Here is a 23,179-nt window from a genome sequence, read left to right as displayed (position 1 = left end):
GCCCCGAGCGCCGCCGCCCGCCGGGTGCCGTATCAAAGGAGCTGCCCGGATGAGCAATCGAACTGAGTCCTACCTTGTGGGACTGGTCGGCGACGGCGTTATGCCGTCACTCACTCCCCCCATGCACGAACGCGAAGGCGATGTGCTGGGCCTGCGCTACCTCTACCGCCCCATCGACCTGCTGGACCTCGGACTTTCCGGCGATTCCGTGGGGGATCTGCTTAAGAGTGCCCGCAGCCTGGGCTTCAACGGCCTGAACATCACCCATCCGTGCAAGCAGCTTGTGCTGGCGCACCTGGACGAGGTCTCACCGGATGCCCTCAGGCTCGGCGCCGTCAACACCGTGGTCATCGACGACGGCCGCTTCATTGGCCACAACACCGACTTCTCCGGCTTCGCCGCCGCGCTTGCCTCCGGCCTTCCGGGCGCGCGGCTGGACCGCGTTGTCCAGCTGGGCGCGGGAGGGGCCGGTTCCGCCGTCGCCTACGCCCTGCTCACCGCTGGCGTGAAGGCCCTGGACCTGGTGGACGTGGACCCCGTCCGCTGCGCGGCACGCGCCTCAGAGCTGGCCGGTTTTTTCCCAGGCAGCACCGTCACGGCGCGTACGACGGCGGAGCTGCCGCAGCTGATGCCGCTGGCCGACGGTCTGGTGCACTGCACCCCCGTAGGCATGGCGGCCCACCCGGGCGTCCCGCTGGACCTGGATCTGCTGGAAACGCGGCACTGGGTGGCGGACATCGTCTACCGCCCGATCGATACCGAACTGGTCCGCGGCGCCCGCGCCCAAGGCTGCGAGGTCCTGGACGGTGGCCGCATGGCCGTAGGGCAGGCGGCGGATTCCTTCCGGATCTTCACCGGGCTGGAAGCCGACGCGGAACGCATGCGCAGCCATTTCCTGGAACTCGTGGCCAAGGAAGAGGTGGCTGCCTGATGCGCACCGGAATCGCCACGGTCTGCCTCTCCGGCACCCTGAACGAAAAGATGCAGGCCTGCGCCATCGCCGGCTTTGACGGGATCGAAATCTTCGAGCAGGACCTGGTCACGTCACCGCACACGCCCGAGGACGTCCGCAAGATGGCGGCCGACCTTGGCCTCACGCTGGACCTTTACCAGCCGTTCCGCGACTTCGACAGCGTGTCCGAAGACCTCCTGGCCGCCAACCTCCGGCGCGCCGACGCCAAGTTCAAACTCATGGCGCGGCTGGGCATGGACACCATTTTGGTCTGCTCCAACGTGGCCACCGCCAGCATCGACAGCGACGACCTACGGGTGGAACAGCTCGGCAAGCTGGCTGCGCTGGCGGGGGACCACGGCGTCAAGGTCGCCTACGAGGCCCTGGCCTGGGGCAAGTACGTCAGCGACTACGAGCACGCCCACAAGCTGGTGGAAGCCGTGGACCACCCCCACCTGGGCACCTGCCTGGACTCCTTCCACATCCTGTCCCGCAACTGGGACACCGCCCCCATCGAGGCCTTCAACCCGGAAAAGATCTTCTTCGTCCAGGTGGCAGACGCCCCCAAGCTCTCCATGGACGTCCTCTCCTGGAGCCGTCACTACCGGGTCTTCCCGGGCGAGGGCCAGTTCGAGCTCGCCAAGTTCATGGGCCACGTGGTCCGGGCGGGGTATAGCGGCCCGGTGTCGTTGGAAATCTTCAACGACGTCTTCCGCCAGTCGGACGTGGAGCGCACAGCGGTTGACGCCATGCGCTCGCTCATCTGGCTCGAGGAACAGAGCGCCAAGTGGCTGGAGGCTGCTTCCGACAGTGGCGTCGGCGGTGGTGCTGGTGGCACTGTTGCTGGTGGTCCTGCGGACCCTCGCCGCCGTCGTTATCCGATGGAACTGGCCACGCTCCCGCAGGTAGCCGAACCGGCAGGATACAACTTCGCCGAGGTCAGGGCCGCGGACACCAAGGGCCTGGAAACGGTCCTAGGCCAGCTCGGCTTCGAGTTCAACGGCCGGCACCGCACCAAGGACGTGCAGCTCTGGAGCATGGGCCACGCCCGGGTGATCATCAACGAGGCTGCACACGTTGAGGGAGACGCGTCAGCGGGGGATGCGTCGCCCGCCATCGCTCCTGCCATTGCTGCCCTTGGCTTCGACGTCGACTCCCCGGTCATTGCCTCCGCCCGGGCCCAGCAGCTCAAGGCCCCCGCGGTCCCGCGCAAGAGTCAGGCCAACGAGGAGGTATTCCAGGGCTTCGCCGCCCCGGACTCCACCGAGATCTTCCTGTGCCAGGGCACATCGGACGGCACCGCGGCCTGGACCAGTGAATTCGGCGAGGGGCTCCAAAAGCCCGCCGCCGGCCCCACCGCCGTGATTGACCACGTCAACCTGGCCCAGCCTTGGCAGCATTTTGACGAGGCCGTCCTCTTCTACACCAGCGCCCTCGCCCTGGAGCCCCAGCCGTTCGCGGAGGTTCCCAGCCCCACGGGCCTGGTCCGCTCGCAGGTCATGGCCACCGGGGACCGCACCGTACGGCTCGTGCTGAATCTGGCGCCGCTCAACCAGCAGCGCAAGACCTATCAGGAACACATCGCCTTCGCGGTGGATGACCTGGTGGCCACCGCGAGGGACTGCAGGGACCGCGGCCTGGAGTTCCTGCAGATCCCGGCGAACTACTACGAGGACCTGGACGCACGCTTCGGCCTGGCACCTGACTTCCTGGCCACGCTGCAGGACCTGAATCTCCTGTATGACCGGGACGCCGACGGCGAATTCCTCCACTTCTATACGGCCACCGTGGGCAGTGTGTTCTTCGAAATGGTGGAACGCCGCGGCGCCTACGACGGCTACGGCGCCCCCAACGCCCCCGTGCGGCATGCAGTCCAGTACGACCACCTGCAGCACCGGTAAGACAGCACAACCAGCACGCACACCACCCAGCTGCAACAACCACCCAGCTGCAACAACCAGAGAAAAGGAGGCCGCAGTGGAGACACAGCAGGATCTCAGTGCAGAGATCAACGCCATGGGCGATGCCTATGACCGGGCGCTCAATGACGGCGCCCCGGCCGAAACCCAGCCCCGGCTGGACTATGCGCCCTACCGCAGCAGCATCCTGCGGCACCCCACGAAAAGCCTGCACCACGCAGACCCGGAAACCATCGAGCTGTACTCGCCGGCGTTCGGTCACCAGGACGTGCACGCGCTGGAAGCGGACCTGACCATCCAGCACAACGGCGAACCCCAGGGTGAGCGCATCATTGTGGCCGGCAAGGTCCTGGACGGTGACGGCCGCCCCGTGGCCGGGCAGCTCGTGGAAATCTGGCAGGCCAACGCGTCCGGCCGCTACATCCATAAGCGTGACCAGCACCCCGCGCCGCTGGACCCCAACTTCACCGGTGTGGGCCGCTGTATCACCGGCCCCGACGGCTCGTATCGGTTCACCACCATCAAGCCCGGCGCCTACCCGTGGAAGAACCACGTCAACGCCTGGCGCCCGGCCCACATCCACTTCTCCATGTTCGGCACGGAGTTCACCCAGCGGATCGTCACCCAGATGTATTTCCCGGGTGACCAGCTATTCCCGCTGGACCCGATCTACCAGTCCATCGTGGACCAGGACGCCCGCGACCGGCTGGTGGCCAGCTACGACCACGATCTCACCGAGCCCGAGTGGGCGCTGGGCTACAACTGGGACATTGTCCTGACCGGCTCCAAGCGGACCTGGACCGAAAACGAAGCGCTCGGCGCAGCAGGAGACGAGGAATAACGTGAGCACAACCGCCAAGCTTGTTCCCACCCCCGCGCAGACCGTCGGCCCGTTCTACGGTTACGCGCTGCCGTTCGAGAAGGACAACGAACTCCTGGCGCCCGGCTCGCCCGGCTCCATCCGCCTCCAGGGCACCGTGTACGACGGCGCCGGGGAAACCATCCCGGACGCCATCCTGGAGATCTGGCAGCCCGACGCCGACGGCAGGATCGTGCAGCAGACCGGTTCCCTGGTCCGCGACGGCTACACCTTCACTGGCTGGGGCCGCGCCGCCGTCGGCCACTCCGGCGTGTACACCTTCACCACCGTAAACCCGGGCCCCACGGAGCAGGTGCCCGGAAAACCTGCGGCCGTACCCTTCATTTCCGTGGCTGTGTTTGCCCGCGGCCTCATGAACCGCCTGTTCACCCGCCTGTACCTGCCGGAGAACGAGGAAGCCCTCGCCAAGGACCCGCTGCTCAGCTCCCTGGACCCGCAGCGCCGCAAGACGCTCATTGCCCGCCGCGATCCCGACGGCGGACTCACGTGGGACATCCGCCTGCAGGGCGAGGGCGAAACAGTCTTCCTGGATTTCCAGTGACGGAGATCCCCGGCACGGGAGGTACCGTCCGTTTCGGAAGCGCGGCCGACGGCGACGTCGGCCTGCTGAGCCCTGTCTCGGCGTCGCCCCTGGTGACAGCGCTGACCGGTGACCGCGCCGTGCTGGCGGCCATCCTCGCCGTCGAGTCCGGCTGGGCCGCCGTGCTGGAGAAGGCGGACCTGGCGCCTGCCGGTGCCGCCGCCGTCGTGACCTCCGCCGCCGAGGCGGGACGCTACGACGCAGCAGACATCGCGCTCCGGGCCCAGGGCGGCGGCAACCCCGTCATCCCGCTGCTGGCAGACCTGCGGAAGCATGTCGCCGAGCTGGACGGCGCCCGCATCGGCGCCGTGCAGGCGGTCCACACCTCGCTGACCAGCCAGGACGTGCTGGACACGGCCCTGATGCTGCTCGCGCGGAACACCGTCGAAGCGTTGCTGGCGGATCTGAAATGCACGACGGCGGCGCTCGCTGCCTTGGTGGAACAGCATGCGGACACGCTGGGCGTGGGCAGGAGCCTGACCCAGCACTCCCTCCCCTTTACCTTTGGGCTGCGGGCGGCGCAGTGGTTCCATGGGCTGGCCGCCGCAGGTCGGCAGCTGGGCAATGTGCAGTTCCCGGTGCAGTTCGGCGGGGCGGCCGGAACGCAGGCCGCCGGGACCGTGCTCACCGCCACCTCGGCGACCAACCCGTTTGACCTGGCGGATTCGCTGGCCGCCCAGCTGGGCCTGGCCGCGGCGCCCGCACCGTGGCACACGAACCGGCTCGCCGTCACAGCCTTGGGCAGCGCGCTGGCCTGCGTGCTGGATGCGCACGGCAAGATCGCCGCAGACGTCCTGTTCCTCAGCCGTCCCGAGGTGGCCGAACTCGCCGAACCGCGGGCCGCCGGCCGCGGCGTCTCCTCTGCGATGCCGCAGAAGCAGAACCCGGTGCTCTCGGTCCTCATCCGTAGCGCCGCGCTGCAGGCGCCGCAGCTGGTGGCCCAGCTCCACCTGGCCGCTGCCAACTTCAACGATGAACGCCCCGATGCCGCCTGGCACACGGAATGGCCGGCCCTGCGCCAGCTCCTCCGCCTGGCACTCGGCGCGGCCGGGCACCTTCGGGAGCTCGCCGAAGGTCTGCAGGTTTTCCCCGACGCCATGCGCCGCAACCTGGACCGTGCCGGACCTCTGCTCCTGGCCGAGGGGGTGGGCGCCGCCGTCGCCCCGCTGCTGTCCGAACTGGACGGCCGCACCGGCAAGGAGCAGCTCCAGGACGTGGTGGATCGGACCCTCCAGGCGCCCTCCGTTGAACAGGGCGCCACTTACCGCCGGCTGCTCCGCGAAGCCGTCCCGATGCAGACGCTTTCCGATGGGCAACTGGCGGAACTCCTTGACCCGGCCAGTTACCTGGGCCAGGCCGCCGAGATTTCCCGCCGCATCCTCGCCGCGTTTCCGGACTTTGCGCTGGCCGCATCGGATTCTTCGGCAGTCACCAATTCAGCACACAACGACGCGAACGGAGCCAACCGTGGCTAAACCGACCCTGAAGGCAGTGCTGCTGTCGCCCCAGCGCCCGCTGGGGGACCGGCCCCTGCTCGTAGCCGGACCGTCCCTCGGCACGTCCACCCTTCTGTGGACCGAGGCGGCAACACTGCTCGGCACCGACTACGACGTGGTGGCCTGGGACCTGCCCGGCCACGGCGTCTCACCGGCAGCCACCGAAAGCTTTGACGTGGCCGACCTCGCGGACGCCGTAGTGGACCTCGTGGACACCATCGCGCCCGGCGCCGGCTTCCACTACGCGGGCGTTTCCCTTGGCGGCGCCACCGGCCTGCAGCTGGGGATCAAGCACGGCGAACGGCTCAAGAGCCTGTCCGTCCAGTGCAGCGGCGCCAAGCTCGGCACCCCGGAGAGTTGGCTGGAACGGGCCGAAACCGTCCGCAGCAAGGGCACCCCCGTGATGATCCAGGGCTCGGCGCAGCGCTGGTTTGCGCCGGGCTTTATGGACCGGGAACCGGCGCGGAGCAGCCGCCTCCTGCACGCCCTCCGCGACGCCGACCGCTTCAGCTACGCCTTCTGCTGCGAGGCCCTGGCATCCTTTGATGTCCGCGGGGACCTCGGCCGCATCAGCGTCCCCACGCAGGCGCTGGCTGGTGCGGAGGATACTGTTGCCCCGCCGTCGTTCGCGGAGGAAGTGGCAGCCGGGATCACCGCCGGCGGGGGCACCGCCAACGCTGTAACGCTGGGCGGCGTGGCCCATCTGGCCCCGTTCGAAGCGCCCGGGCACGTGGCCGACCTGCTCCGGAACCTCATCTCGTGGACCGAATCCCAGGGGGCAGCCAAATGAGCGGCACTGAGCTTCCAAGTGCACGGAACGGCGTCGTCCAGCCGACGGCCACCAGCCAGGAGATTTACGACGGCGGCATGGTGGTCCGCCGCGAAGTGCTGGGGGCCGCGCATGTGGACCGAGCTAACGCCAACAAGGACGAGTTCACCGAGGATTTCCAGGACATGATCACGCGGATCGCGTGGGGTGGCATCTGGACCCGCCCCGGCCTCACCCGGCAGATGCGCTCTGCCGTGACCATCACCGCCATGGTGGCGCACGGGCACTGGGAGGAGCTGGCCATGCATATCCGCGCGGCCATCACCAACGGCCTGAGCAGGGACGAAATCAAGGAAATCCTGCTCCAGACCGCGATCTACTGCGGAGTTCCCTCCGCCAACACGGCCTTCAAGACCGCCCAGCAGGTCTTCAGAGAGATGGATATAACCCCATGAACCAGGCTTTTGTGTACGACGCCGTTCGTACGCCGTTCGGTAAGTTCGGCTCGGGCCTCGCGGGAGTCCGCCCGGATGACTTGGCGGCGCACGTGATCAAGGAATCCGTGAAGCGCGCACCCGCGCTGGACCCCGAGCGCATCGATGAGGTCGTCTTAGGCAACGCCAACGGCGCCGGCGAGGAAAACCGCAACATCGCCCGGATGGGCACGCTGCTCGCGGGCCTGCCGGTGTCGATCCCGGGAACGACGGTGAACCGGCTCTGTGGCTCTTCCCTGGATGCGGCGATCATCGCCTCGCGCCAGATCAACGCCGGAGACGCCGAGCTGATGCTTGTGGGCGGCGCCGAATCGATGTCCCGCGCCCCCTGGGTCCTGCCCAAGACGGAGAAGCCCTACCCGGCCGGGGACATGACCCTGGCCTCCACCACGCTGGGCTGGCGCCTGGTGAACAAGGCCATGCCGCAGGAGTGGACCATCTCCCTGGGCGAGGCCACCGAGCGGCTGCGCGAGAAGTACGGCGTGACCCGCGAGGCCCAGGACGAGTTCGCCGCGAACTCGCACAACCTCTCCGCCGCTGCCTGGGACGAGGGCTTCTACGACAACCTCGTGGCCCCGGTTCCGGGCACGGACCTGGTCCGCGACGAAGGGATCCGCGCCGGCTCCTCAGCCGAGAAGCTCGCCGGGCTGAAGACCGTATTCCGCACGGAGAACGGCACCGTCACTGCCGGGAACGCATCTCCGTTGTCCGACGGCGCCTCCGCAGCCTGGATCGGATCCGAAGCGGCCGCCGGGCTGCTGGGGCTCGAGCCGCTGGCCCGCATCGCCGGCCGCGGCGCACACGGCAACGACCCGCAGTTCTTCGGCTACGCCCCCGTGGAGGCGGCGAACAAGGCACTCGCGAAGGCGGGCATCGGCTGGGACCAGGTGGGCGCCGTCGAACTTAACGAAGCGTTCGCCGCGCAGTCCCTGGCGTGCATCAGCGCTTGGGGCATCGACCCCTCGATCGTGAACCGGCACGGCGGCGCGCTTGCCATGGGCCACCCTTTGGGCGCGTCCGGCACCCGGATCCTGGGCACCCTTGCCCGGTCCCTGCAGGCCTCGGGTGAACGCTGGGGCGTCGCCGCGATCTGCATCGGCGTGGGCCAAGGCCTGGCCGTGGTGCTCGAAAACGTCACCGCCGCCCCGTCGGCACACCCAGTGAAGGGCTAAGACATGCTGACTTTTGTAGATACCGTTGCCGACGCCGTTGCCGGCATCAAGGACGGCTCCACCGTGATGATCGGCGGGTTCGGCAATGCCGGGCAGCCATTCGAACTGATCGACGCGCTGATGGACTGCGGCGCCAAGGACCTGACCGTGGTGAACAACAACGCCGGCCAGGGCGACCAGGGCCTCGCGCTGCTGATCAAGGAGGGCCGGGTCAAGAAGATGATCTGCTCCTTCCCGCGGCAGTCCGATTCGTGGCACTTCGACGCCAAGTTCCACGCCGGGGAGATCGAGCTGGAGCTGGTGCCGCAGGGTAACCTGGCCGAGCGGATCCGCGCGGCCGGTGCCGGGATCGGCGGGTTCTTCACGCCTACCGGCTACGGCACGATGCTGGCCGAGGGCAAGGAAACCCGCATCATCGACGGCCGTGGCCAGGTGTTCGAGACCCCCATCCACGCCGACGTGGCGCTGATCAAGGCCCTGAAGGCCGACGGCGTGGGGAACCTTGTGTACCGCAAGACCGCACGGAACTTCGGTCCCATTATGGCCGCCGCCGCGAAGCACACGGTGGTCCAGGTGTCCGAGATTGTCCCCACCGGCGGGCTGGACCCGGAGAACGTGGTCACCCCGGGAATCTACGTCAACAGCATCGTGAAGGTGGCCTGAGAATGAGCACCGCAACCAGCATTCAGACGTCCGACAAGGCCCTGGGCCGCGACGACCTCGCTGAACTTGTGGCCCGGGACATCGCGCCGGGCTCGTTCGTGAACCTCGGCATCGGCCAGCCCACCCTGGTCTCCAACTACCTCAAGGCGGAGCAGAACATCACGCTCCACACGGAGAACGGCATGCTGGGCATGGGCCCCGCGGCTGAAGGGGACGACATCGACGGCGACCTCATCAATGCCGGCAAGATCCCGGTCACGGAATTGCCCGGGGCGTCCTACTTCCACCACGCGGACTCGTTCGCGATCATGCGCGGGGGACACCTGGACATCTGCGTGCTCGGCGCGTTCCAGGTCTCGGCCACGGGAGACCTCGCCAATTGGCACACTGGCGCCCCTGACGCCATCCCGGCCGTGGGCGGCGCGATGGACCTGGCCACCGGCGCGAAGGACGTGTTTGTGATGATGACGCTCCTGACCCGCGAGGGAGCGTCGAAGATCGTGGATGCGTGCACGTACCCGCTCACCGGCGTGGGCTGTGTGACGCGCGTGTACACGGACAAGGCCGTCTTCCTCACCGGGCCCCACGGCGTCACAGTCCGCGAGACGTTCGGCTGCACCCTGGAGGAGCTCCAGGAACTGGTGCCGGTCCCGCTCAAGGCCGCCGTCGCCGTCGCCCCCTAAACCCTTCTTCTGCGCGAACGTACACTTGGGGCCCCTGCGAGCCGCGGTTTTGGGGCCACAAGTGTACGTTCGCGCGTCTGGGAAGGTCCACAAGTGTACGTTCGCGCCAAATAGGATTGGTAACCATGACCAACGCAGCAGCAGACTCACGGGCCGCCCCGCAGGCGAGTGACCAGTACGTGCAGTCGCTGGCGCGCGGGCTGGCCGTGATCCGCGCCTTTGATACCGACCACCCGGTCATGACCCTCACCGAGGTGGCCGCCCGGACGGACCTGACCAGGGCCACAGCCCGGCGCTTCCTCCACACCCTCGTTGAGCTGGACTACGTCCGGACCGACGGCAAAACGTTTGCCCTCACGGCCAAGGTGCTGCAGCTCGGCTACGCCTACCTCAGCGGTCTGTCCCTGCCGCAGCTGGCCCAACCCCACCTGGAGGAGCTGTCTCTCAAGCTGGGCGAGTCCACGTCCGCGGCGGTGCTGGACGGCACGGACATCGCCTACATCGCCCGGGTGACCACCCGCCGCATCATGAACGTGGGCATCACGGTGGGCACCCGCTTCCCGGCTTACGCCACGTCCATGGGCAGGGTGCTGCTCGCCGCCCTGTCGCCCGGCGGGCTTAAGGACTACCTGGCGGCGGCGGACATCAAACCGCTGACGCCGCGCGGGCTGGACACGGTCCCCGAGCTGCTGGCGGAGCTGGACACGGTCCGCGCCCAGGGCTGGTGCCTGCTGGACCAGGAGCTTGAACTCGGGCTGATGTCCGTTGCCGCTCCCGTGTACGACGGGCCAACCAAGGTGGTGGCCGCGGTGAACGTGTCCCTCCAGGCCCAGTCGGTGGCGGCCCAACCGGACCCGGAAGCGTATCTCTCTGCCGTGGCCCGCGAAATCGTGTCGACAGCGAAGCTTGTTTCAGCGGACTTGACCGCGCGGCGCTGACCACGGCAGCATGGCCGCGACCAGGCAGCACATGCCCCCAAAACGCGAATCTGAGTGAATTAGCTGCCAGTTCGCGCAAGGCGCCATAGACTCGAGCCAACTACGTCCGTAAGGGAGTTGGCGGTTTGAAACTGGGCATACCGCGGGAACGTCATGAGGGTGAGCAGCGTGTGGCCGCCACGCCGGAAACGGCCAAGCAGCTGGCAGGGCTGGGCCTGGACGTCCTGATCGAAGCAGGAGCAGGGACCGCCGCCGGCCACTCGAACCACGACTACGCCGAGGCGGGCGCCCGCATCGTCCAGGACCTGGACCCCGGCGACCTGGACGTCCTGGTCCACGTCCGCCCGCTGGAACCTCCGACGGCGGCCGCCCTGAAAAGGGGCGCCGTCACCGTTGGCCTGACCTCGCCGTCGTCCGAACTCGCCACCGTACAGGCGCTGGTGGAGGCCGGCGTGACCGCCTTCGCCCTGGAACTGGTGCCCCGCATCTCCAGGGCCCAGTCCATGGATGCGCTCAGCTCCCAGGCCTTGGTGGCTGGCTACCGGTGCGTGCTGGAAGCCGCCATCCGGCTGCCGCGCTTCTTCCCGCTCTACATGACCGCCGCCGGCACCGTCCCGCCCGCGCGGGTGCTGGTACTCGGCGCAGGCGTTGCCGGGCTGCAGGCCATCGGCACCGCGAAACGGCTTGGCGCCCGCGTCTCCGCCAACGACATCCGGCCCGCCTCCGCCGACGAGGTCGCATCGATGGGCGGCACCTTCATCAAACTGGATCTGGAAACCGCTGAGGCCTCGGGCGGTTACGCACGCGAACTCAGCGCCGACCGTGGCGCCCTCCAGCGTGAGCTCCTCGCCCCGCACGTCGCCGCTGCGGATGTCCTGATTACGACGGCGGCCGTCCCCGGAAGGCGCGCACCGCTCCTCGTCAGCCGCCAAATGGTGCAGGGCATGCGCCCCGGTTCTGTCGTCGTCGACCTCGCCGCAGAGTCCGGCGGCAACGTGGAGGGCGCCGTTCCCGGCGAGGATATCCTGGTGCCCACCGCCGACGGCCAGGGCCACGTCACGCTGGTGGGGCTGAAGGACGCGCCGTCCGCGATGGCGCAGGACGCGTCCCGTCTGTATGCCAAGAACGTGGCCAACCTGCTTGCCCTGATGGTCCGGGACGGCGCCGTTGCCCTCGATTTTGACGACGAGGTGATCGCGGGGGCGTGCCTCACGCACGACGGCGCGGTGCGGCATCCGCCCACGGCCGAGGCTCTGGCGGCACTTGTGCCTGCCCTGCCCGACTATGAGCCCCGGGTCCAAAACGACGGGATCCGTAAGGACAGTGTCCAGAACGAGGGGGGAATCTGATGGACGGCATGAGCCTGCTGACGGTCACCGTGCTGGCGGTGTTTGTGGGCTTCGAAGTGGTTTCGAAGGTCTCCAGCACCCTGCACACCCCGCTGATGTCCGGAGCAAACGCGATCCACGGCATCATCCTGGTGGGCGCCATCATCGTGGCCGGCCAGGCCGCGGACCCGTGGATCCTGGCCGTGGCGCTGCTCGCCGTGGTGCTGGCCACCGCTAACCTGGTGGGCGGCTTTGTAGTAACGGACCGGATGCTGCACATGTTCCGTGCCCGGAAGGACGCCGTCCGCCAGGAAGCCACCGGCAAGGAGGACGCAAAGTGACCCTCCTCGATCCCGTCTGGACCTCGCTCCTCTACCTCGTAGCCGCCGTGTTCTTCATCCTTGCCCTGCGCGGCCTCAGCTCGCCCCGGACTGCCCGGCGTGGCAACCTGATCGGTGCCTTCGGTGCGCTGCTCGCCGTCGTCACGGTCTTCCTTTCCGCCCGGCTGGACAACATCCCGTGGATCATCGGTGCCATCGCGGTGGGGACCGCTGTGGCCGCACCGGTGGCCCGGCGCGTGCAGATGACCCAGATGCCCCAGCTCGTCGCGCTGTTCAATGGCGTTGGCGGCGGCGCCGCAGCCCTGGTGGCCCTGCTGGAACTGAGCCACACAACAGACCCCTGGGTGCGCCTCGCCATCGTGTTTACCCTGCTGGTGGGGGCTGTCTCCTTCGCGGGCTCCGGGGTCACCTTCGCCAAACTTCAGGAGCTGATGACCACCCGCCCGGTCGTTTTCCCAGGCCTCCCCGTGGTGATGGCCGCGGTGCTGCTCGCAGCGGTGGGCACCGCCGTCGCCGTCGTCCTGACCGGTTCCCTGGCGCTTGCGGTGCTGCTGATGGTGATGGGCCTGGCAGCCGGCGCGCTGCTGGTGCTGCCGGTGGGCGGCGCGGACGTGCCCATCGTCATCTCGCTCCTGAACGCGTTCACCGGCCTGGCTGTGGCGGCGTCGGGCGTGGTGCTGGGCAACGTGCTGCTGGTGGTGGCCGGCACGCTGGTGGGCGCCTCCGGTACCATCCTCACCCGGGCCATGGCCGCCGCGATGGGCCGCAGCGTGGCCGGCATCCTGTTCGGCGCGTTCAAGGGAGGCTCGACGGCGGGATCCACCGCCGTGAGCGAACGTCCCGTCAGGTCCTCCAGCCCGGAGGACGTCGCCGTGCTCCTGGGCTACGCACAGCGGGTGATCATTGTCCCCGGCTACGGCCTGGCGGTGGCGCAGGGCCAGCACACAGCGGCAGAGCTGGCCCTGGCCCTCGAAGCCCGCGGGATCGAGGTGGACTTCGCCATCCATCCCGTGGCCGGCCGGATGCCGGGGCACATGAATGTGCTGCTGGCCGAGGCGAACGTGCCGTACGAATCACTCAAGGAGATGGGCGAGATCAATTCCGAGTTCCGGATGGCCGACGTCGCTCTGGTGGTGGGCGCCAACGACGTCGTGAACCCCGCCGCGAAGACGTCCTCTGGCTCGCCGATCTACGGCATGCCCATCCTGGAAGTGGCGGACGCCCGCCAGGTGGTCTTCCTGAAGCGCTCCATGCGGCCAGGATTCGCCGGAATCGAGAACGAGCTCCTGTACGAGCCCCAGACTTCCCTCCTGTTCGGCGATGCCAAGGATTCCCTGGCCAAGGTGCTGGGCGCAGTGAAGGCGCTGTAACGTGCGGGCCGTAGGATCAACCCAGACGCTTCACGCCCTGAAATATTCACGAGGAGGCATACCCTTGAGCAACCCGCAGACGCCGCCCGACGCATCCGCAACAGCTCCCCGGCCGGCACGTCCGGTCTGGCTGTTGCCGGTCATCATGACCGTTGCCACCGGCGTGATTGGCATGGTCCTCGTGGCAGGGCAGGGCCTGTACTGGATGATCGCCGTCATCGCAGTGGTTGATACCCTCGGCGTCTTCACCATCGTCCGGTCGGCCCGGATCAACGCCCGGAGCCAGGAAGCCCGGGCGCAGGAAATCCCAAGCCGTCCGCGAGGCTGATCCGTTGCCACAGCGGAAATGGCAAGTACCCTTTTCTTCATAGGCACATTTACCCGAAGGACATCATGACTGCCAATAGCTCTGACGATCTCAAGCGTCCGGCCATCATCATCAATCCCGCCAAGCCGGTGGACATCGACGTGCGTGCCCTGGCAGCCAAGCACTGCTCGGAGAACGGCTGGGGCGAGCCCATCTGGCTGGAGACCACCAAGGAGGACCCCGGCGTCGGCCAGGCCAAGGAGGCACTCAAGCAAGGGGCCGACGTCGTTATTGCGGCCGGCGGCGACGGTACCGTGCGGTGCGTGGCCGAGGTCCTTTCCGGCGGGGACGTGCCCATGGGGTTGCTTCCGTTCGGCACGGGAAACCTCCTGGCCCGAAACATGGGCATGGACGTCACGGACTTTGACGGGGCCATGGCCGGGGCCCTGGCTGGCACGGAGCGGAAGATCGACGTGATCCGGGCCGTCCGCAACAGCCCGGACAAGGAGCAGGTCTTCCTGGTGATGGCGGGCGTGGGCTACGACGCCACCATCATGGCCGACACCAATGAGGGCCTCAAGGACAAGGTGGGCTGGCTGGCCTACGTGGATGCCGGGATCCGGAACCTGCCGGGCAAACCGGTGAAGGCCACCATTGTGATCGACGGCAAGGATGTGGTGCACCGCGGCGTCCGCAGCGTGATGGTGGGCAACTGCGGCAAGGTCCAGGGTGGACTCGAGATCTTCCCGGACGCCAAGATGGACGACGGCCTGCTGGACGTGGCGGTGCTGGCCCCGAGGGGGAAGCTGGGCTGGTTCTCCGTGATCGCCGGCATGATCGGCAAGGGGAAGGGCAAGGACACGTCCGTGGAGTACTACCAGGGCAAGTCCGTGGAAATCACGCTCGAGCACAACGATGACTACCAGCTTGACGGCGACCACGAGGGCGACGGCAAACACGTCCTGATGACCGTCGAGCCCGGCGCGCTGACCATCCGCATGTAGCCCAACGGCTGCTGGAACTTCGGCAGCGTGAGCGCATACGTTAGGGGTTCGACGGCGGCCCGCTCCCAGTGGGCGGGCCGCCGTCGGTTCTTACCTGGGCTGCTGGAACTGCAGGCCACTGACCTGCTGCTGGCGTTAGCCGGCCAGCAGCCTGCCCCACCTCGGTGCGAGCAAAGGGGACCCGGCAAGTTTGAGGCAGTGCCACAGCGTCACGGCCACGGAGTCCAGCACCGGAACGCCGGTTTCTGCCTCCACCTCCGTCGCGATGTTGGCGCCGTACAGGTTGGTGCAGAGGTAGACCAGGGCATCCGGACGGGCAGCGGCCAACTCCAGCGACCCCGGCCGCATCTCGTTCTCCGTGACCCGGGCGAACGACTCGTTGTCGCTCAGCCCCAGGGCGCGGTGGCCGATGGTTTTGATGCCGTCCCGCTGGTAGGACTCCATGATCGCGCGGTTGACGTCCTCCGTGTATGGTGTGAAAAGCCCTATCCGCTCCGTACCGAAGGACCCGAAAGCCTCCAGATAGGCGAGCGTGGACGTGGTGGCCGGGATGCCCGTCGCATCCGTGATTTCGCGGACCAGTTCCCGGTCGTGGGCCGCGCCGAGCCACGAGCCCGACGTGCCGTTCCAGGCGATGACGTCCACGTCGGCCGTTGCCAGCAGCTCGGCGGCGGTGCGCATGACCGCGGGATCAAACTGCTTGTCCGAGGAGTCGTCCAGGGCGATCCGGGTGACGGGGATCCGGGTGAAGTGGATAGTAACGTCGTCCCGGTCGCCCAGGATACGGTAGCTCTGCGGCTCCAGGCAGGTATTGGAGGACGGCACGATCATGCCGATGCGGGTCTTGCGTGCTGCGGATGGCATGGCTGCTCCTACTTTGCTGCAGAAAGGGTTGCGGGGGTGGTGACGGGCGCCGCGCCGGACGAGAGGTGTTCGTGGAAGCCGTTGCGGGCCACGAAACGGCCCACGGCGCCGGGATCGTGGAAGCCGCCGCCGTCGAGCACCACACGCCCGGCGGACACGACGACGGCAGGCCACCCCGTGAGCGTCCGGCCGTCGAACGGCGAGAAATCAGTGCCCATGTGCAGCGCCCCGCCGTCCACCATCCGTTCCTCGGCGGGGTCAAAGATCACCAGGTCGGCGTCGAAGCCTTCGGCGATGCTGCCTTTGCCGGGGACCGCGTTGATGCGGGCCGGGCCGGCGGCGAAGACCTCCACGAATTCTTCCACCGAGCTGCCGGCGGAAGCCATGGCCGTGAAGGTGACGGGCATCCGGGTTTCCACGCCGGGCAGGCCGTGCGGCATGGCGCGGACGTCGTCCGTGCGCTCGCGCTTCTGGGACAGGTCGTAGCAGGAGTGGTCCGAGGAGACGGTGTGGATGGCGCCGCCAGCCAGCCGTTCGTTGAGCGCGGCCACAGTTTCGGGGCTGCGCATGGGCGGGCAGCAGGCGTACCACTCCGGGAAAGCTGACCCATACACCGTGTCGTCGAGCGTGAGGTAGTGCGGGCACGTCTCGGAATACGCTTCCTGGCCGCGGGCACGTGCCTCGGTGACCAGATCCACGGCACCCGGCGTGGACTGGTGCACGAAGTACACGGGGGCCCGGGTGTATTCGGCCATGGCCAGCGTTTCCATAACCGAGATTTCCTCGGCGAGCTCCGGGCGTGTGCGGTGCAGGTGTTCGATGCCGATCCGGCCGTCGTCGGCGTGCTGCTGTGTGCAGTCGCTGATGATCGGATCGTGTTCGGCGTGGATGTAGGTGAGGCCGTCCAGCCGGACCATCTCGCGCATGACCTTCAGGATGGTGTCCCCGTCCGCCATGGTGGAGCCGCGGTTGGTGGTGTACATCTTGACGGAGCGCACGCCCTCGGCGGCGAGCTGCTCCAGCTGCCACGGCACTGTTTCGTCCCAGCTCACCACCGCACCGTGCAGGGCAACGTCGCAGCGGGACTCAACGGCGAGTTCCTTCTTGTGCCGGACGGCGGCCAGCGGGGTTTCCTGGGCGTCCCGGGGGATGCCAAAGTCGATGATCGTGGTGGTGCCGCCCCACAGCGCCGCGGTCGACGTGGTGCGGTAGTCGTCGAGGGTGCGGAAGCGTCCGGTCACCTGGGCCACATGGCAGTGGCCGTCCACGCCGCCGGGGATCACAAGGTGGCCGGCTGCGTCGATGGTGCGGCTGGCTGCGGGTACAGCCTCCGAGGCCTCCACGAGTTGGGTGATCAGGCCATCCTGGATCACGATGTGGGCGTTTTGGCGGCCAAAGCTGTTAACTACGGTGGCGTTGGCGATGACAAGGTCGGGCTGGCGGGACATCATTGTCCTCCTAGTTCTTTGAAGCGGCGGGTGCGGACTGGGCGGCGGCCAGTGCGGCGTCGAGGTTTGCGGAGAGGCCGTTGCGGGCCTTGACCGGCGGCGGCGCGAAGGCACCGGCCCGGTGCGGGCCGGACTGAAGCCCGACTACGGCCTCCGCCATGCGGATGCCCGCTGAGATACCGTCCACCACCGGAACCGGGATTTGACCACGAAGTTCGCGGGCCAGCCCGGCGAGGGGTGCCCCGGCGAGGATCACGACGTCGGCCCCGTCCTCTGTGACGGCCTGCCGGCTAAGTGCCAGCAGCGTTTCCTTGAAGTCCTGCTGCACGGAACCGATGCCGTTGAGGCTTTCGTTGATGGAACGGATGGAGGCCAGCCGGCCGCCGAGGCCGAAGCGTTCCACACAGTCCAGGTACCAGGGTTTAATCCGGTCCGAGATGGCGATGATGGAGAAGCGGTGGCCCTGCAGGGCGGCGGCGCACAGGGCCGCCTCCGTGATGCCGATGACGGGGACATCCGTGAGTTCCTTCAGGGCAGGCATGCCCGGATCACCGAAGGCCGCGACGACGACGCCGTCCACGGGGTCGGAGCCGGGCCGGGTGTGTCCGGCGATGACCTCTGCCACTGCGCCGGCGGCGATCAGGGACTCAAAGCGGGTTTCGATGTATTCGACGCCGTACCCCGCCGTGCGGACTACGAGATCGGTGCCCGGCGCGGCCGAGCGGAGGGCTTCGGATTCAATCAGGGCCGTAACGTCGTCACTGATGTTGGGGTTGATGACAAGGAGTTTCATTTTTTCTTCCGGTGAAGAGCGGGTTCTGTTTTCTGGAAGTCGTCGGGGAACTGTTCGCGGTACTTGCCGATGTGCGACGCCGACTGGGCCGCGGCACGGTCCGGATCGCCGCTGGCGATGGCGCCGTACAGTTCCCGGTGCTCCTGGATCAGTTCGGGCAGGTCACTGACGTGCCGGAACAGCCAGTGCATGCGGCCCTGCAGCGGTTCCAGTGCGGACTTGAGGAAGCCGTTGTCCGCGATTCGGGTGATGGCGTCGTGGAATTCGCTGTTTGCCCGGTGGGCTTCCATGATGGCGCCCTTGGCGAGGCAGCGTTCGGCCTCCGCCAGCAGGCCGTCAAGGTAACCCAAGTCCTCTGGTGTTGCGCGGACTGCGGCAAGCCGGCAGGCCAGCACCTCCAGCGACTGGCGGACGTCGAAGAGATCCTCCACGTCCTTGGGGCTGAGTGAGCTGACCTCGGCTCCGCGGGCTCCCCGGTCGCTGAGGAGGCCCTCCTGGCGCAGCATCCGGAGCGCCTCGCGGACCGGCAGCCGGGAGACATTGAACTCGGCTGCCAGGTCGCGTTCCACCAGCCGTGTGCCGGGAGCGTAATGCCCTTCAAAGATCCTGGTGCGGAGTGTGTCCCGGACAGTCTCGCGGAGGGGGCGTTCCTTGTCCTGGGTCTCTTCGGCGGTAAGCATGCTGCTCCATTCGGATTCTTCGGTGACGTTGCGCTCCCGGCGGCCGGGAGATGGTGCTGTGGCCTAGCTTAGGGCGGGCCGGCGTGGACGGTTGTCCTGACCAGTCGGCCTAGACAGGGAGCCGCTTGTTGTAGTCCAGGGTCAGGACGGACACGCCCATGATGATGGCGGATCCCACGAAGTACAGCAGTGCCCACGTGTAGGAGCCCGTCGCACCGACGATCAGGCCGACGACGATCGGCGTGACAAAGCCGGAAATGTTGCCGCTGAAGTTCATGGCCCCGCCCAGGACGCCGGCGTTGGTCCGGCCGCCGAGGATGGAGGGGATGCTCCAGAACAGACCCACCCAGCGGAGGAAGAACATAACCACGGAGAGCAGGACCACCGCGGTGGTCGGATCGGCCACCACCGTGACGCCTACCAGGCCGCCGATCACCACCGCGCTGGAGATGCCCAGCAGGGTGCGCATGACCAGGTTGGCCGAGGCTCCGGAGTTACGCCACTTGTCGGCGATGTTGCCACCGAGGATTTCACCGACGAAACCTGCGCCGAAGATCACGAACGTGGACCAGCCGATGGTCTTCAGGTCAAAGCCCTTGGCCTGGGCGAGGTAGAGCGGGCCCCAGGTGAGCAGGCCGTAGAACACGCCGTTGAAGCCCAGCCAGCCGAAGCACATGGCCCAGAAGGAACGGAATTTCAGGTACGGAAGCAGGGCACGTTTGCCCTTGCTGCCGTCGAGTTCGGCCTCGGCGTCCTCGGCGGCATGGGAAGCTTCGATGTACTCGGCCTCGGCAGCGTTGACGCCGCGGTGCTGGCGGGGATTGTCGCGGACGTACCACCATACTGCGAGGCCCATGAGCACGGTGGCGGCGCCGGCGATGATGAACGCCGTGCGCCAGCTGCCGGTGGACGCGATGAGCCCGGCGATAAGGATGCCGCCCAGGCCGGCGCCAAGCGGGGCTCCGGCGTCCAGGATGGTGGCGCCGCGGCCACGCTCCGATTTATGCATCCAGATGGCGTTGAGCTTGCCGCCGGCGGGCATAACGCCAGCTTCCGTGACGCCGATGCCGAGGCGGGCGATGAACATGCTCAGGAAGCTGCCGGCAAGGCCCGAGGCAGCGGTTGCGGCGCCCCAGCCGATGCACGATGCCGTCATGACCTTGCGCGGACCGAACTTGTCGATGAGCCAGCCCACCGGGATCTGCATCAGGGCGTAGGTCCAGAAAAAGGCGGATAGCAGGAGTCCCACGAGCTCCGGGGCCAGGTTGAATTCCTTTTGAATGATGGGCAGTGCCACGGAGATGGAGCCGCGATCGATGTAGTTGACGGCGACGAGGACCAGCAATAGCAGGAACAGCTTCCAGCGGACGTTGGTGCGCCGTTGCACGCCGTCCTTCTGCTGTTCGTCGCTGGTCGCGGGATTCAAGGTGCCGTCAGCGGGTGCTGTTTCGGTGTTCGGAATGGACACAGCTTCTCCTTCACAGGGAAGTTACGGATGGGGGAATGGAGAGATCCGGTATTGGAAATAAGGCCCGCGGGGTGGGCGGGGATTGAAGTGCGAGGCTTCGGATGGCGCGTTGGGGAGCGCCGGAAAGTATTCTGCATTTTTGGGATCCCGTTTTGGGATCCCAAAATTAAAGATAGAAGTGACCCATGCCACTGTCAAGGCTTTTCGCCAATTGCGCCGGTGCGGGGCCTAAATACGGATTGTGACCGGCCGGGCCCCGGCATGGAGCGTCTGGTTTGGCCTTCCGTTTGCCGGTTCAGGTCGACGGCGGCCCCATGCCGTGCGCTAGTGCTGGCCGCTGGCGGCCGGCCGGTGGGCCAGGATTTCGGCGAGCTCGGCGAGCCGGTGCGCGCGGGCTGACTCGGCGGGTGTGAACGGTTCGCCGGGACGGGAGAACGTGATGGGTCCGTGCCAGGCGGTGGGGATCTTCAGGCGGGTGCCGGCGTCGTGCTTTTCCAGGACCGCCTCCGCAGGTGTGAGGATGCGGGCATGAAGCAGTTCGGCGACTGCCAGCGGCAGTTCGTCCGGGGCATCGGCGATCCTGGCCGCCAGGCTCAGGGCCTTCGTCTGGCCGTCCGCCATGGCCAGCGCGGTGGTGGGCCAGACCCGTGAACGTGAGCCGCCGCCGTCGTGCAGTGCCTCCAACAGATGCCGTTCACTGAGGTTCCCCGGCGCCGAGAGCACAAACTCATCCAACACGCCGCCGGCAGTGGGGTGGACGTGGATGCTGAGGATGTTGGTATCCAGGCGGGCCAGCGCCCGGGTGATTTTCTGCAGGGAACCCGGGTGGTCCTGGAGCACCGTGCGCGCCCGCCACAACGCCGGTGCGCTGCCCAGCTTCCGGTGGTGCCGGAGCGCCGGCGCGTGCAGCCAGCCGCGGAGGATCCGGGCGGCGGAGGGCTCCGCTACCCAGATCACCAGCACGGTGGCGGTGAGAGTGAGGACCAGGACCTTGGCAAAATATGGCAGGTGCGTTTCCACCACGAGGGCATGGACCAGCAGTTCGATCGGGAGCATAACGGCCACGTTGGCCACGGTCAGGCGGGTCTTGGTGGGTTCCGGCATGAGGCCGCAGACTTCACAGCTCAAATCAGCCGCGGCAGGGTTCCTTGCAGTGGGCTTCATGCGTCAAGGATCACAGGGCGGTGTTTCGGTGGCGTTGCCCTGCCGTTCCGTTCGTGGGAACAGGCTGCGGCGTAGGATCGATGTGGACGTCGGCGCGGCCGCCCGCCAGTGATGTACAGGTTGGACTGCAGGAAGGCGCCATCAGCACGTGAAGATCCTCGTTGAGATGTTCAGTATCGCTCCCGCAAACAAGGACCATCACCCGGCCCTCCGCTGTGCTGTGGGAGTGTTTGTTCCGCTCCTCACCCTGGTACTGACAGGCCGGCTGGACCTGGCGATCTTCGCCTCGTTCGGCGCATTCACCGGGATCTACGGCCGCGGCGAGCCGCACGGTTCACGCTTCTTCCTTCAGCTCCGCGGCGGCCTGCTGATGCTGTTGGTCATTCTCCTGGCCTCTCTCGCGGCACGCGCCGGCGGGGCATGGGGCCTGGACGGGGCCAGCACCACGTGGCTGCTGGTCCTGGCGACCACCGTGGTGGCCGGCGGCTGTTCCGTGGCCATCTCCTGGCTTCGGCTGCGGCCTGCCGGGTCCCTGTTCCACATCTTCGCTTTCGCGGCAATTGCCTCGATCCCCAACCAGCCGCCGCTCTGGGAAGGGATGCTGGTGGCCGTCCTCACCACCGCTTTCTGCCTGCTGATCGGCTTCTCTTCGCGCGTGCTGCCCAGCCACCGCACACCCTGGGCGTGGCCGCGCCCGCTCCGCCGGACTCGGGATGAGCGGCGGGCAGCCTGGCTGGAGGGCCTGGGCTATTTCGTGGCAGCCGGGCTGGCCGGTTCGTTGGCGACTCTGGTGGGGCAACGCCTGGGTTTTGGCCACAACTACTGGGCCATGGTGGCGGCGGTGGTGCCGCTGGTAGGCCACACCACTGTGCACCGCGTCCGCCGCGGCGTGCAGAGGATCATCGGCACCGTCCTTGGGCTCGTGGTGCTGGCGGGGATCCTGTTGCTGGGCCTGGCACCCTGGCAGACCGTCCTGGTGATGGCCCTGTGTCAGTTCGGCGCCGAGTTGTTCATTGCCCGCCAGTACTTGCTGGCGCAGGTCTTCGTGACGCCGCTGGCCCTGATCTCCACGCTTCTGGTGGCGCCGGCCTCGCCCACCAGCCTGCTCCGGGACCGGATCGTCGAGACGGTGATCGGTGCCGCCGTCGGGATTGCCGTGGTGCTGGCACCGGTCCTTTGGCGCCGGGCGCGGCGGGAGTGAGTCGCCGGCGGGTGTGCCACAGGTTTCAAGAGCCCAGGCGGCCGCCGGATTCCTCGAGGTAGCAGGAACCGCAGAGGGATTCGTACCAGACGTCCTGGCCGTCGATGGCCACCTGGTCGCCGTCGAACACCACCTTGCTGCCAACGCGCCTCGTGTTGAAGATGGCCTTGCGCCCGCACCGGCAAATGGTTTTGAGCTCTTCCAGCGTGTGGGCCACCTCCAGAAGCCGGCGTGATCCCGGGAACGCATGGGTCAGGAAGTCGGTCCTGATGCCGTAGGCCAGTACCGGGACGTTGTCCAGGACGGCGATGCGGAACAGGTCATCCACCTGGTCCGGCGTCAGGAACTGTGCCTCGTCCACCAGAAAGCAGGCCACCGGCTTCTGGTCCATGTGCTCCAGCAGAGCATCCGGGTCATCTCCGGCCGCATGGGCGGCGAAGAGTTCGCGCACGGGGGTGGTGGCGGCCAGCAGGAAGTCCACGGACCGTGTCATGCCCAGCCGGGACACAATGTCCGTATCGCCTTTGGTGTCCACGCCGGGCTTGGCCAGCAGGACGCGCTGTCCGCGCTCCTCGTAGTTGAAGGCGGCCTGCAGGAGCCCGGTGGACTTTCCGGAGTTCATGGCGCCGTAGCGGAAGTAGAGCTTGGCCAAGAGAGTCCTTTCA

At 67.5% G+C, this 23,179-nt stretch carries 24 protein-coding genes; 17 read left to right on the top strand and 7 right to left on the bottom strand.

Features of this window, described 5'->3' with window-relative positions:
* The first annotated feature begins 49 nt into the window (after positions 1 to 49).
* From ACZY1F_RS19440 to ACZY1F_RS19365, 16 genes are all read left to right on the top strand, one after another.
* The gene (locus ACZY1F_RS19440; protein WP_463944090.1) at positions 50 to 931 is read left to right on the top strand and encodes a shikimate dehydrogenase; all 882 of its coding nucleotides are present in this window, start codon (positions 50 to 52) and stop codon (positions 929 to 931) included.
* On the top strand, positions 931 to 2,853 hold the full coding sequence (locus tag ACZY1F_RS19435; protein ID WP_463944089.1) for a bifunctional sugar phosphate isomerase/epimerase/4-hydroxyphenylpyruvate dioxygenase family protein: 1,923 nt from the start codon (positions 931 to 933) through the stop codon (positions 2,851 to 2,853). Before ACZY1F_RS19440 ends, ACZY1F_RS19435 begins: the two co-directional genes overlap by 1 nt.
* Entirely contained in the window at positions 2,819 to 3,712 is an 894-nt protein-coding gene (gene pcaH / locus ACZY1F_RS19430) for a protocatechuate 3,4-dioxygenase subunit beta (protein WP_463944088.1), read from the top strand. Before ACZY1F_RS19435 ends, pcaH begins: the two co-directional genes overlap by 35 nt.
* 1 nt (position 3,713) lies before the next feature.
* Entirely contained in the window at positions 3,714 to 4,292 is a 579-nt protein-coding gene (pcaG, locus tag ACZY1F_RS19425; protein ID WP_463944087.1) for a protocatechuate 3,4-dioxygenase subunit alpha, read from the top strand.
* The gene (locus ACZY1F_RS19420; RefSeq protein ID WP_463944086.1) at positions 4,289 to 5,806 is read left to right on the top strand and encodes a lyase family protein; all 1,518 of its coding nucleotides are present in this window, start codon (positions 4,289 to 4,291) and stop codon (positions 5,804 to 5,806) included. The genes pcaG and ACZY1F_RS19420 overlap by 4 nt, the downstream gene beginning before the upstream one ends.
* Complete coding sequence (locus ACZY1F_RS19415) at positions 5,799 to 6,617, top strand: alpha/beta fold hydrolase (RefSeq protein WP_463944085.1); 819 nt, start codon at positions 5,799 to 5,801, stop codon at positions 6,615 to 6,617. The genes ACZY1F_RS19420 and ACZY1F_RS19415 overlap by 8 nt, the downstream gene beginning before the upstream one ends.
* The gene (pcaC, locus tag ACZY1F_RS19410; RefSeq protein ID WP_463944084.1) at positions 6,614 to 7,051 is read left to right on the top strand and encodes a 4-carboxymuconolactone decarboxylase; all 438 of its coding nucleotides are present in this window, start codon (positions 6,614 to 6,616) and stop codon (positions 7,049 to 7,051) included. The genes ACZY1F_RS19415 and pcaC overlap by 4 nt, the downstream gene beginning before the upstream one ends.
* The gene (locus ACZY1F_RS19405) at positions 7,048 to 8,262 is read left to right on the top strand and encodes a thiolase family protein (protein ID WP_463944083.1); all 1,215 of its coding nucleotides are present in this window, start codon (positions 7,048 to 7,050) and stop codon (positions 8,260 to 8,262) included. Before pcaC ends, ACZY1F_RS19405 begins: the two co-directional genes overlap by 4 nt.
* Before the next feature lie 3 nt (positions 8,263 to 8,265).
* The gene (locus tag ACZY1F_RS19400) at positions 8,266 to 8,925 is read left to right on the top strand and encodes a 3-oxoacid CoA-transferase subunit A (RefSeq protein WP_463944082.1); all 660 of its coding nucleotides are present in this window, start codon (positions 8,266 to 8,268) and stop codon (positions 8,923 to 8,925) included.
* A gap of 2 nt (positions 8,926 to 8,927) precedes the next feature.
* Positions 8,928 to 9,608, top strand: a complete 681-nt coding sequence (locus ACZY1F_RS19395; RefSeq protein ID WP_463944081.1) for a 3-oxoacid CoA-transferase subunit B — start codon at positions 8,928 to 8,930, stop codon at positions 9,606 to 9,608.
* A gap of 125 nt (positions 9,609 to 9,733) precedes the next feature.
* Entirely contained in the window at positions 9,734 to 10,546 is an 813-nt protein-coding gene (locus ACZY1F_RS19390; RefSeq protein WP_463944079.1) for an IclR family transcriptional regulator domain-containing protein, read from the top strand.
* Between the two features lie 125 nt (positions 10,547 to 10,671).
* Positions 10,672 to 11,895, top strand: coding sequence for a Re/Si-specific NAD(P)(+) transhydrogenase subunit alpha (locus ACZY1F_RS19385; RefSeq protein WP_463944077.1), 1,224 nt, complete (start codon positions 10,672 to 10,674; stop codon positions 11,893 to 11,895).
* Positions 11,895 to 12,215 (top strand): NAD(P) transhydrogenase subunit alpha part 2, encoded by a 321-nt coding sequence (locus ACZY1F_RS19380; protein ID WP_463944075.1) that lies wholly within the window; start codon positions 11,895 to 11,897, stop codon positions 12,213 to 12,215. The genes ACZY1F_RS19385 and ACZY1F_RS19380 overlap by 1 nt, the downstream gene beginning before the upstream one ends.
* Positions 12,212 to 13,585: an NAD(P)(+) transhydrogenase (Re/Si-specific) subunit beta gene (locus tag ACZY1F_RS19375; RefSeq protein WP_463944073.1), complete on the top strand. Its 1,374-nt coding sequence runs from the start codon at positions 12,212 to 12,214 to the stop codon at positions 13,583 to 13,585. Before ACZY1F_RS19380 ends, ACZY1F_RS19375 begins: the two co-directional genes overlap by 4 nt.
* A gap of 64 nt (positions 13,586 to 13,649) precedes the next feature.
* Positions 13,650 to 13,913, top strand: coding sequence for a hypothetical protein (locus ACZY1F_RS19370; RefSeq protein ID WP_463944071.1), 264 nt, complete (start codon positions 13,650 to 13,652; stop codon positions 13,911 to 13,913).
* A 65-nt stretch (positions 13,914 to 13,978) separates the two neighbouring features.
* Positions 13,979 to 14,896: a diacylglycerol/lipid kinase family protein gene (locus ACZY1F_RS19365; protein WP_463944069.1), complete on the top strand. Its 918-nt coding sequence runs from the start codon at positions 13,979 to 13,981 to the stop codon at positions 14,894 to 14,896.
* Positions 14,897 to 15,031: 135 nt separating this feature from the next.
* On the opposite strand, the gene ACZY1F_RS19360 is transcribed toward ACZY1F_RS19365, so the two are convergent.
* The 6 genes from ACZY1F_RS19360 to ACZY1F_RS19335 form a co-directional block, all read right to left on the bottom strand.
* Positions 15,032 to 15,760 carry a maleate cis-trans isomerase family protein gene (locus ACZY1F_RS19360; protein WP_463944067.1) on the bottom strand — a complete coding sequence of 243 codons (729 nt, stop codon included), beginning with the start codon at positions 15,758 to 15,760 and terminating at the stop codon, positions 15,032 to 15,034.
* A gap of 8 nt (positions 15,761 to 15,768) precedes the next feature.
* Positions 15,769 to 17,211, bottom strand: coding sequence for an amidohydrolase family protein (locus tag ACZY1F_RS19355; protein WP_463944065.1), 1,443 nt, complete (start codon positions 17,209 to 17,211; stop codon positions 15,769 to 15,771).
* Between the two features lie 7 nt (positions 17,212 to 17,218).
* Entirely contained in the window at positions 17,219 to 18,001 is a 783-nt protein-coding gene (locus ACZY1F_RS19350) for an aspartate/glutamate racemase family protein (protein WP_463944064.1), read from the bottom strand.
* Complete coding sequence (locus ACZY1F_RS19345) at positions 17,998 to 18,681, bottom strand: GntR family transcriptional regulator (RefSeq protein ID WP_463944062.1); 684 nt, start codon at positions 18,679 to 18,681, stop codon at positions 17,998 to 18,000. Before ACZY1F_RS19345 ends, ACZY1F_RS19350 begins: the two co-directional genes overlap by 4 nt.
* A 109-nt stretch (positions 18,682 to 18,790) precedes the next feature.
* Positions 18,791 to 20,149 carry an MFS transporter gene (locus ACZY1F_RS19340; protein WP_463944061.1) on the bottom strand — a complete coding sequence of 453 codons (1,359 nt, stop codon included), beginning with the start codon at positions 20,147 to 20,149 and terminating at the stop codon, positions 18,791 to 18,793.
* A 324-nt stretch (positions 20,150 to 20,473) separates the two neighbouring features.
* On the bottom strand, positions 20,474 to 21,313 hold the full coding sequence (locus ACZY1F_RS19335; RefSeq protein WP_463944059.1) for an ACT domain-containing protein: 840 nt from the start codon (positions 21,311 to 21,313) through the stop codon (positions 20,474 to 20,476).
* Between the two features lie 148 nt (positions 21,314 to 21,461).
* On the opposite strand from ACZY1F_RS19335, the gene ACZY1F_RS19330 reads away from it, so the two are divergent.
* Positions 21,462 to 22,514, top strand: a complete 1,053-nt coding sequence (locus tag ACZY1F_RS19330; protein WP_463944057.1) for an FUSC family protein — start codon at positions 21,462 to 21,464, stop codon at positions 22,512 to 22,514.
* Positions 22,515 to 22,539: 25 nt separating this feature from the next.
* Here ACZY1F_RS19330 and ACZY1F_RS19325 read toward each other — a convergent pair whose 3' ends face one another.
* Positions 22,540 to 23,166, bottom strand: a complete 627-nt coding sequence (locus ACZY1F_RS19325; RefSeq protein ID WP_463944055.1) for a thymidine kinase — start codon at positions 23,164 to 23,166, stop codon at positions 22,540 to 22,542.
* Positions 23,167 to 23,179 lie beyond the last annotated feature (13 nt).

It is taken from the genome of Pseudarthrobacter xylosi (assembly GCF_055412765.1).
Note: the sequence above shows the minus strand (reverse complement) of the source record. Positions and strands in the feature narration are given on the sequence as shown.

Bases quoted from the DNA above. Each gene is read 5' to 3' on its own strand.
- ACZY1F_RS19440 (WP_463944090.1), top strand. From the start codon at position 50: ATGAGCAATCGAACTGAGTCCTACCTTGTGGGACTGGTCGGCGACGGC.
- ACZY1F_RS19435 (WP_463944089.1), top strand. From the start codon at position 931: ATGCGCACCGGAATCGCCACGGTCTGCCTCTCCGGCACCCTGAACGAA.
- pcaH (WP_463944088.1), top strand. From the start codon at position 2,819: ATGCAGTCCAGTACGACCACCTGCAGCACCGGTAAGACAGCACAACCA.
- pcaC (WP_463944084.1), top strand. From the start codon at position 6,614: ATGAGCGGCACTGAGCTTCCAAGTGCACGGAACGGCGTCGTCCAGCCG.
- ACZY1F_RS19405 (WP_463944083.1), top strand. From the start codon at position 7,048: ATGAACCAGGCTTTTGTGTACGACGCCGTTCGTACGCCGTTCGGTAAG.
- ACZY1F_RS19400 (WP_463944082.1), top strand. From the start codon at position 8,266: ATGCTGACTTTTGTAGATACCGTTGCCGACGCCGTTGCCGGCATCAAG.
- ACZY1F_RS19395 (WP_463944081.1), top strand. From the start codon at position 8,928: ATGAGCACCGCAACCAGCATTCAGACGTCCGACAAGGCCCTGGGCCGC.
- ACZY1F_RS19390 (WP_463944079.1), top strand. From the start codon at position 9,734: ATGACCAACGCAGCAGCAGACTCACGGGCCGCCCCGCAGGCGAGTGAC.
- ACZY1F_RS19380 (WP_463944075.1), top strand. From the start codon at position 11,895: ATGGACGGCATGAGCCTGCTGACGGTCACCGTGCTGGCGGTGTTTGTG.
- ACZY1F_RS19365 (WP_463944069.1), top strand. From the start codon at position 13,979: ATGACTGCCAATAGCTCTGACGATCTCAAGCGTCCGGCCATCATCATC.
- ACZY1F_RS19360 (WP_463944067.1), bottom strand. From the start codon at position 15,760: ATGCCATCCGCAGCACGCAAGACCCGCATCGGCATGATCGTGCCGTCC.
- ACZY1F_RS19355 (WP_463944065.1), bottom strand. From the start codon at position 17,211: ATGATGTCCCGCCAGCCCGACCTTGTCATCGCCAACGCCACCGTAGTT.
- ACZY1F_RS19350 (WP_463944064.1), bottom strand. From the start codon at position 18,001: ATGAAACTCCTTGTCATCAACCCCAACATCAGTGACGACGTTACGGCC.
- ACZY1F_RS19345 (WP_463944062.1), bottom strand. From the start codon at position 18,681: ATGCTTACCGCCGAAGAGACCCAGGACAAGGAACGCCCCCTCCGCGAG.
- ACZY1F_RS19335 (WP_463944059.1), bottom strand. From the start codon at position 21,313: ATGAAGCCCACTGCAAGGAACCCTGCCGCGGCTGATTTGAGCTGTGAA.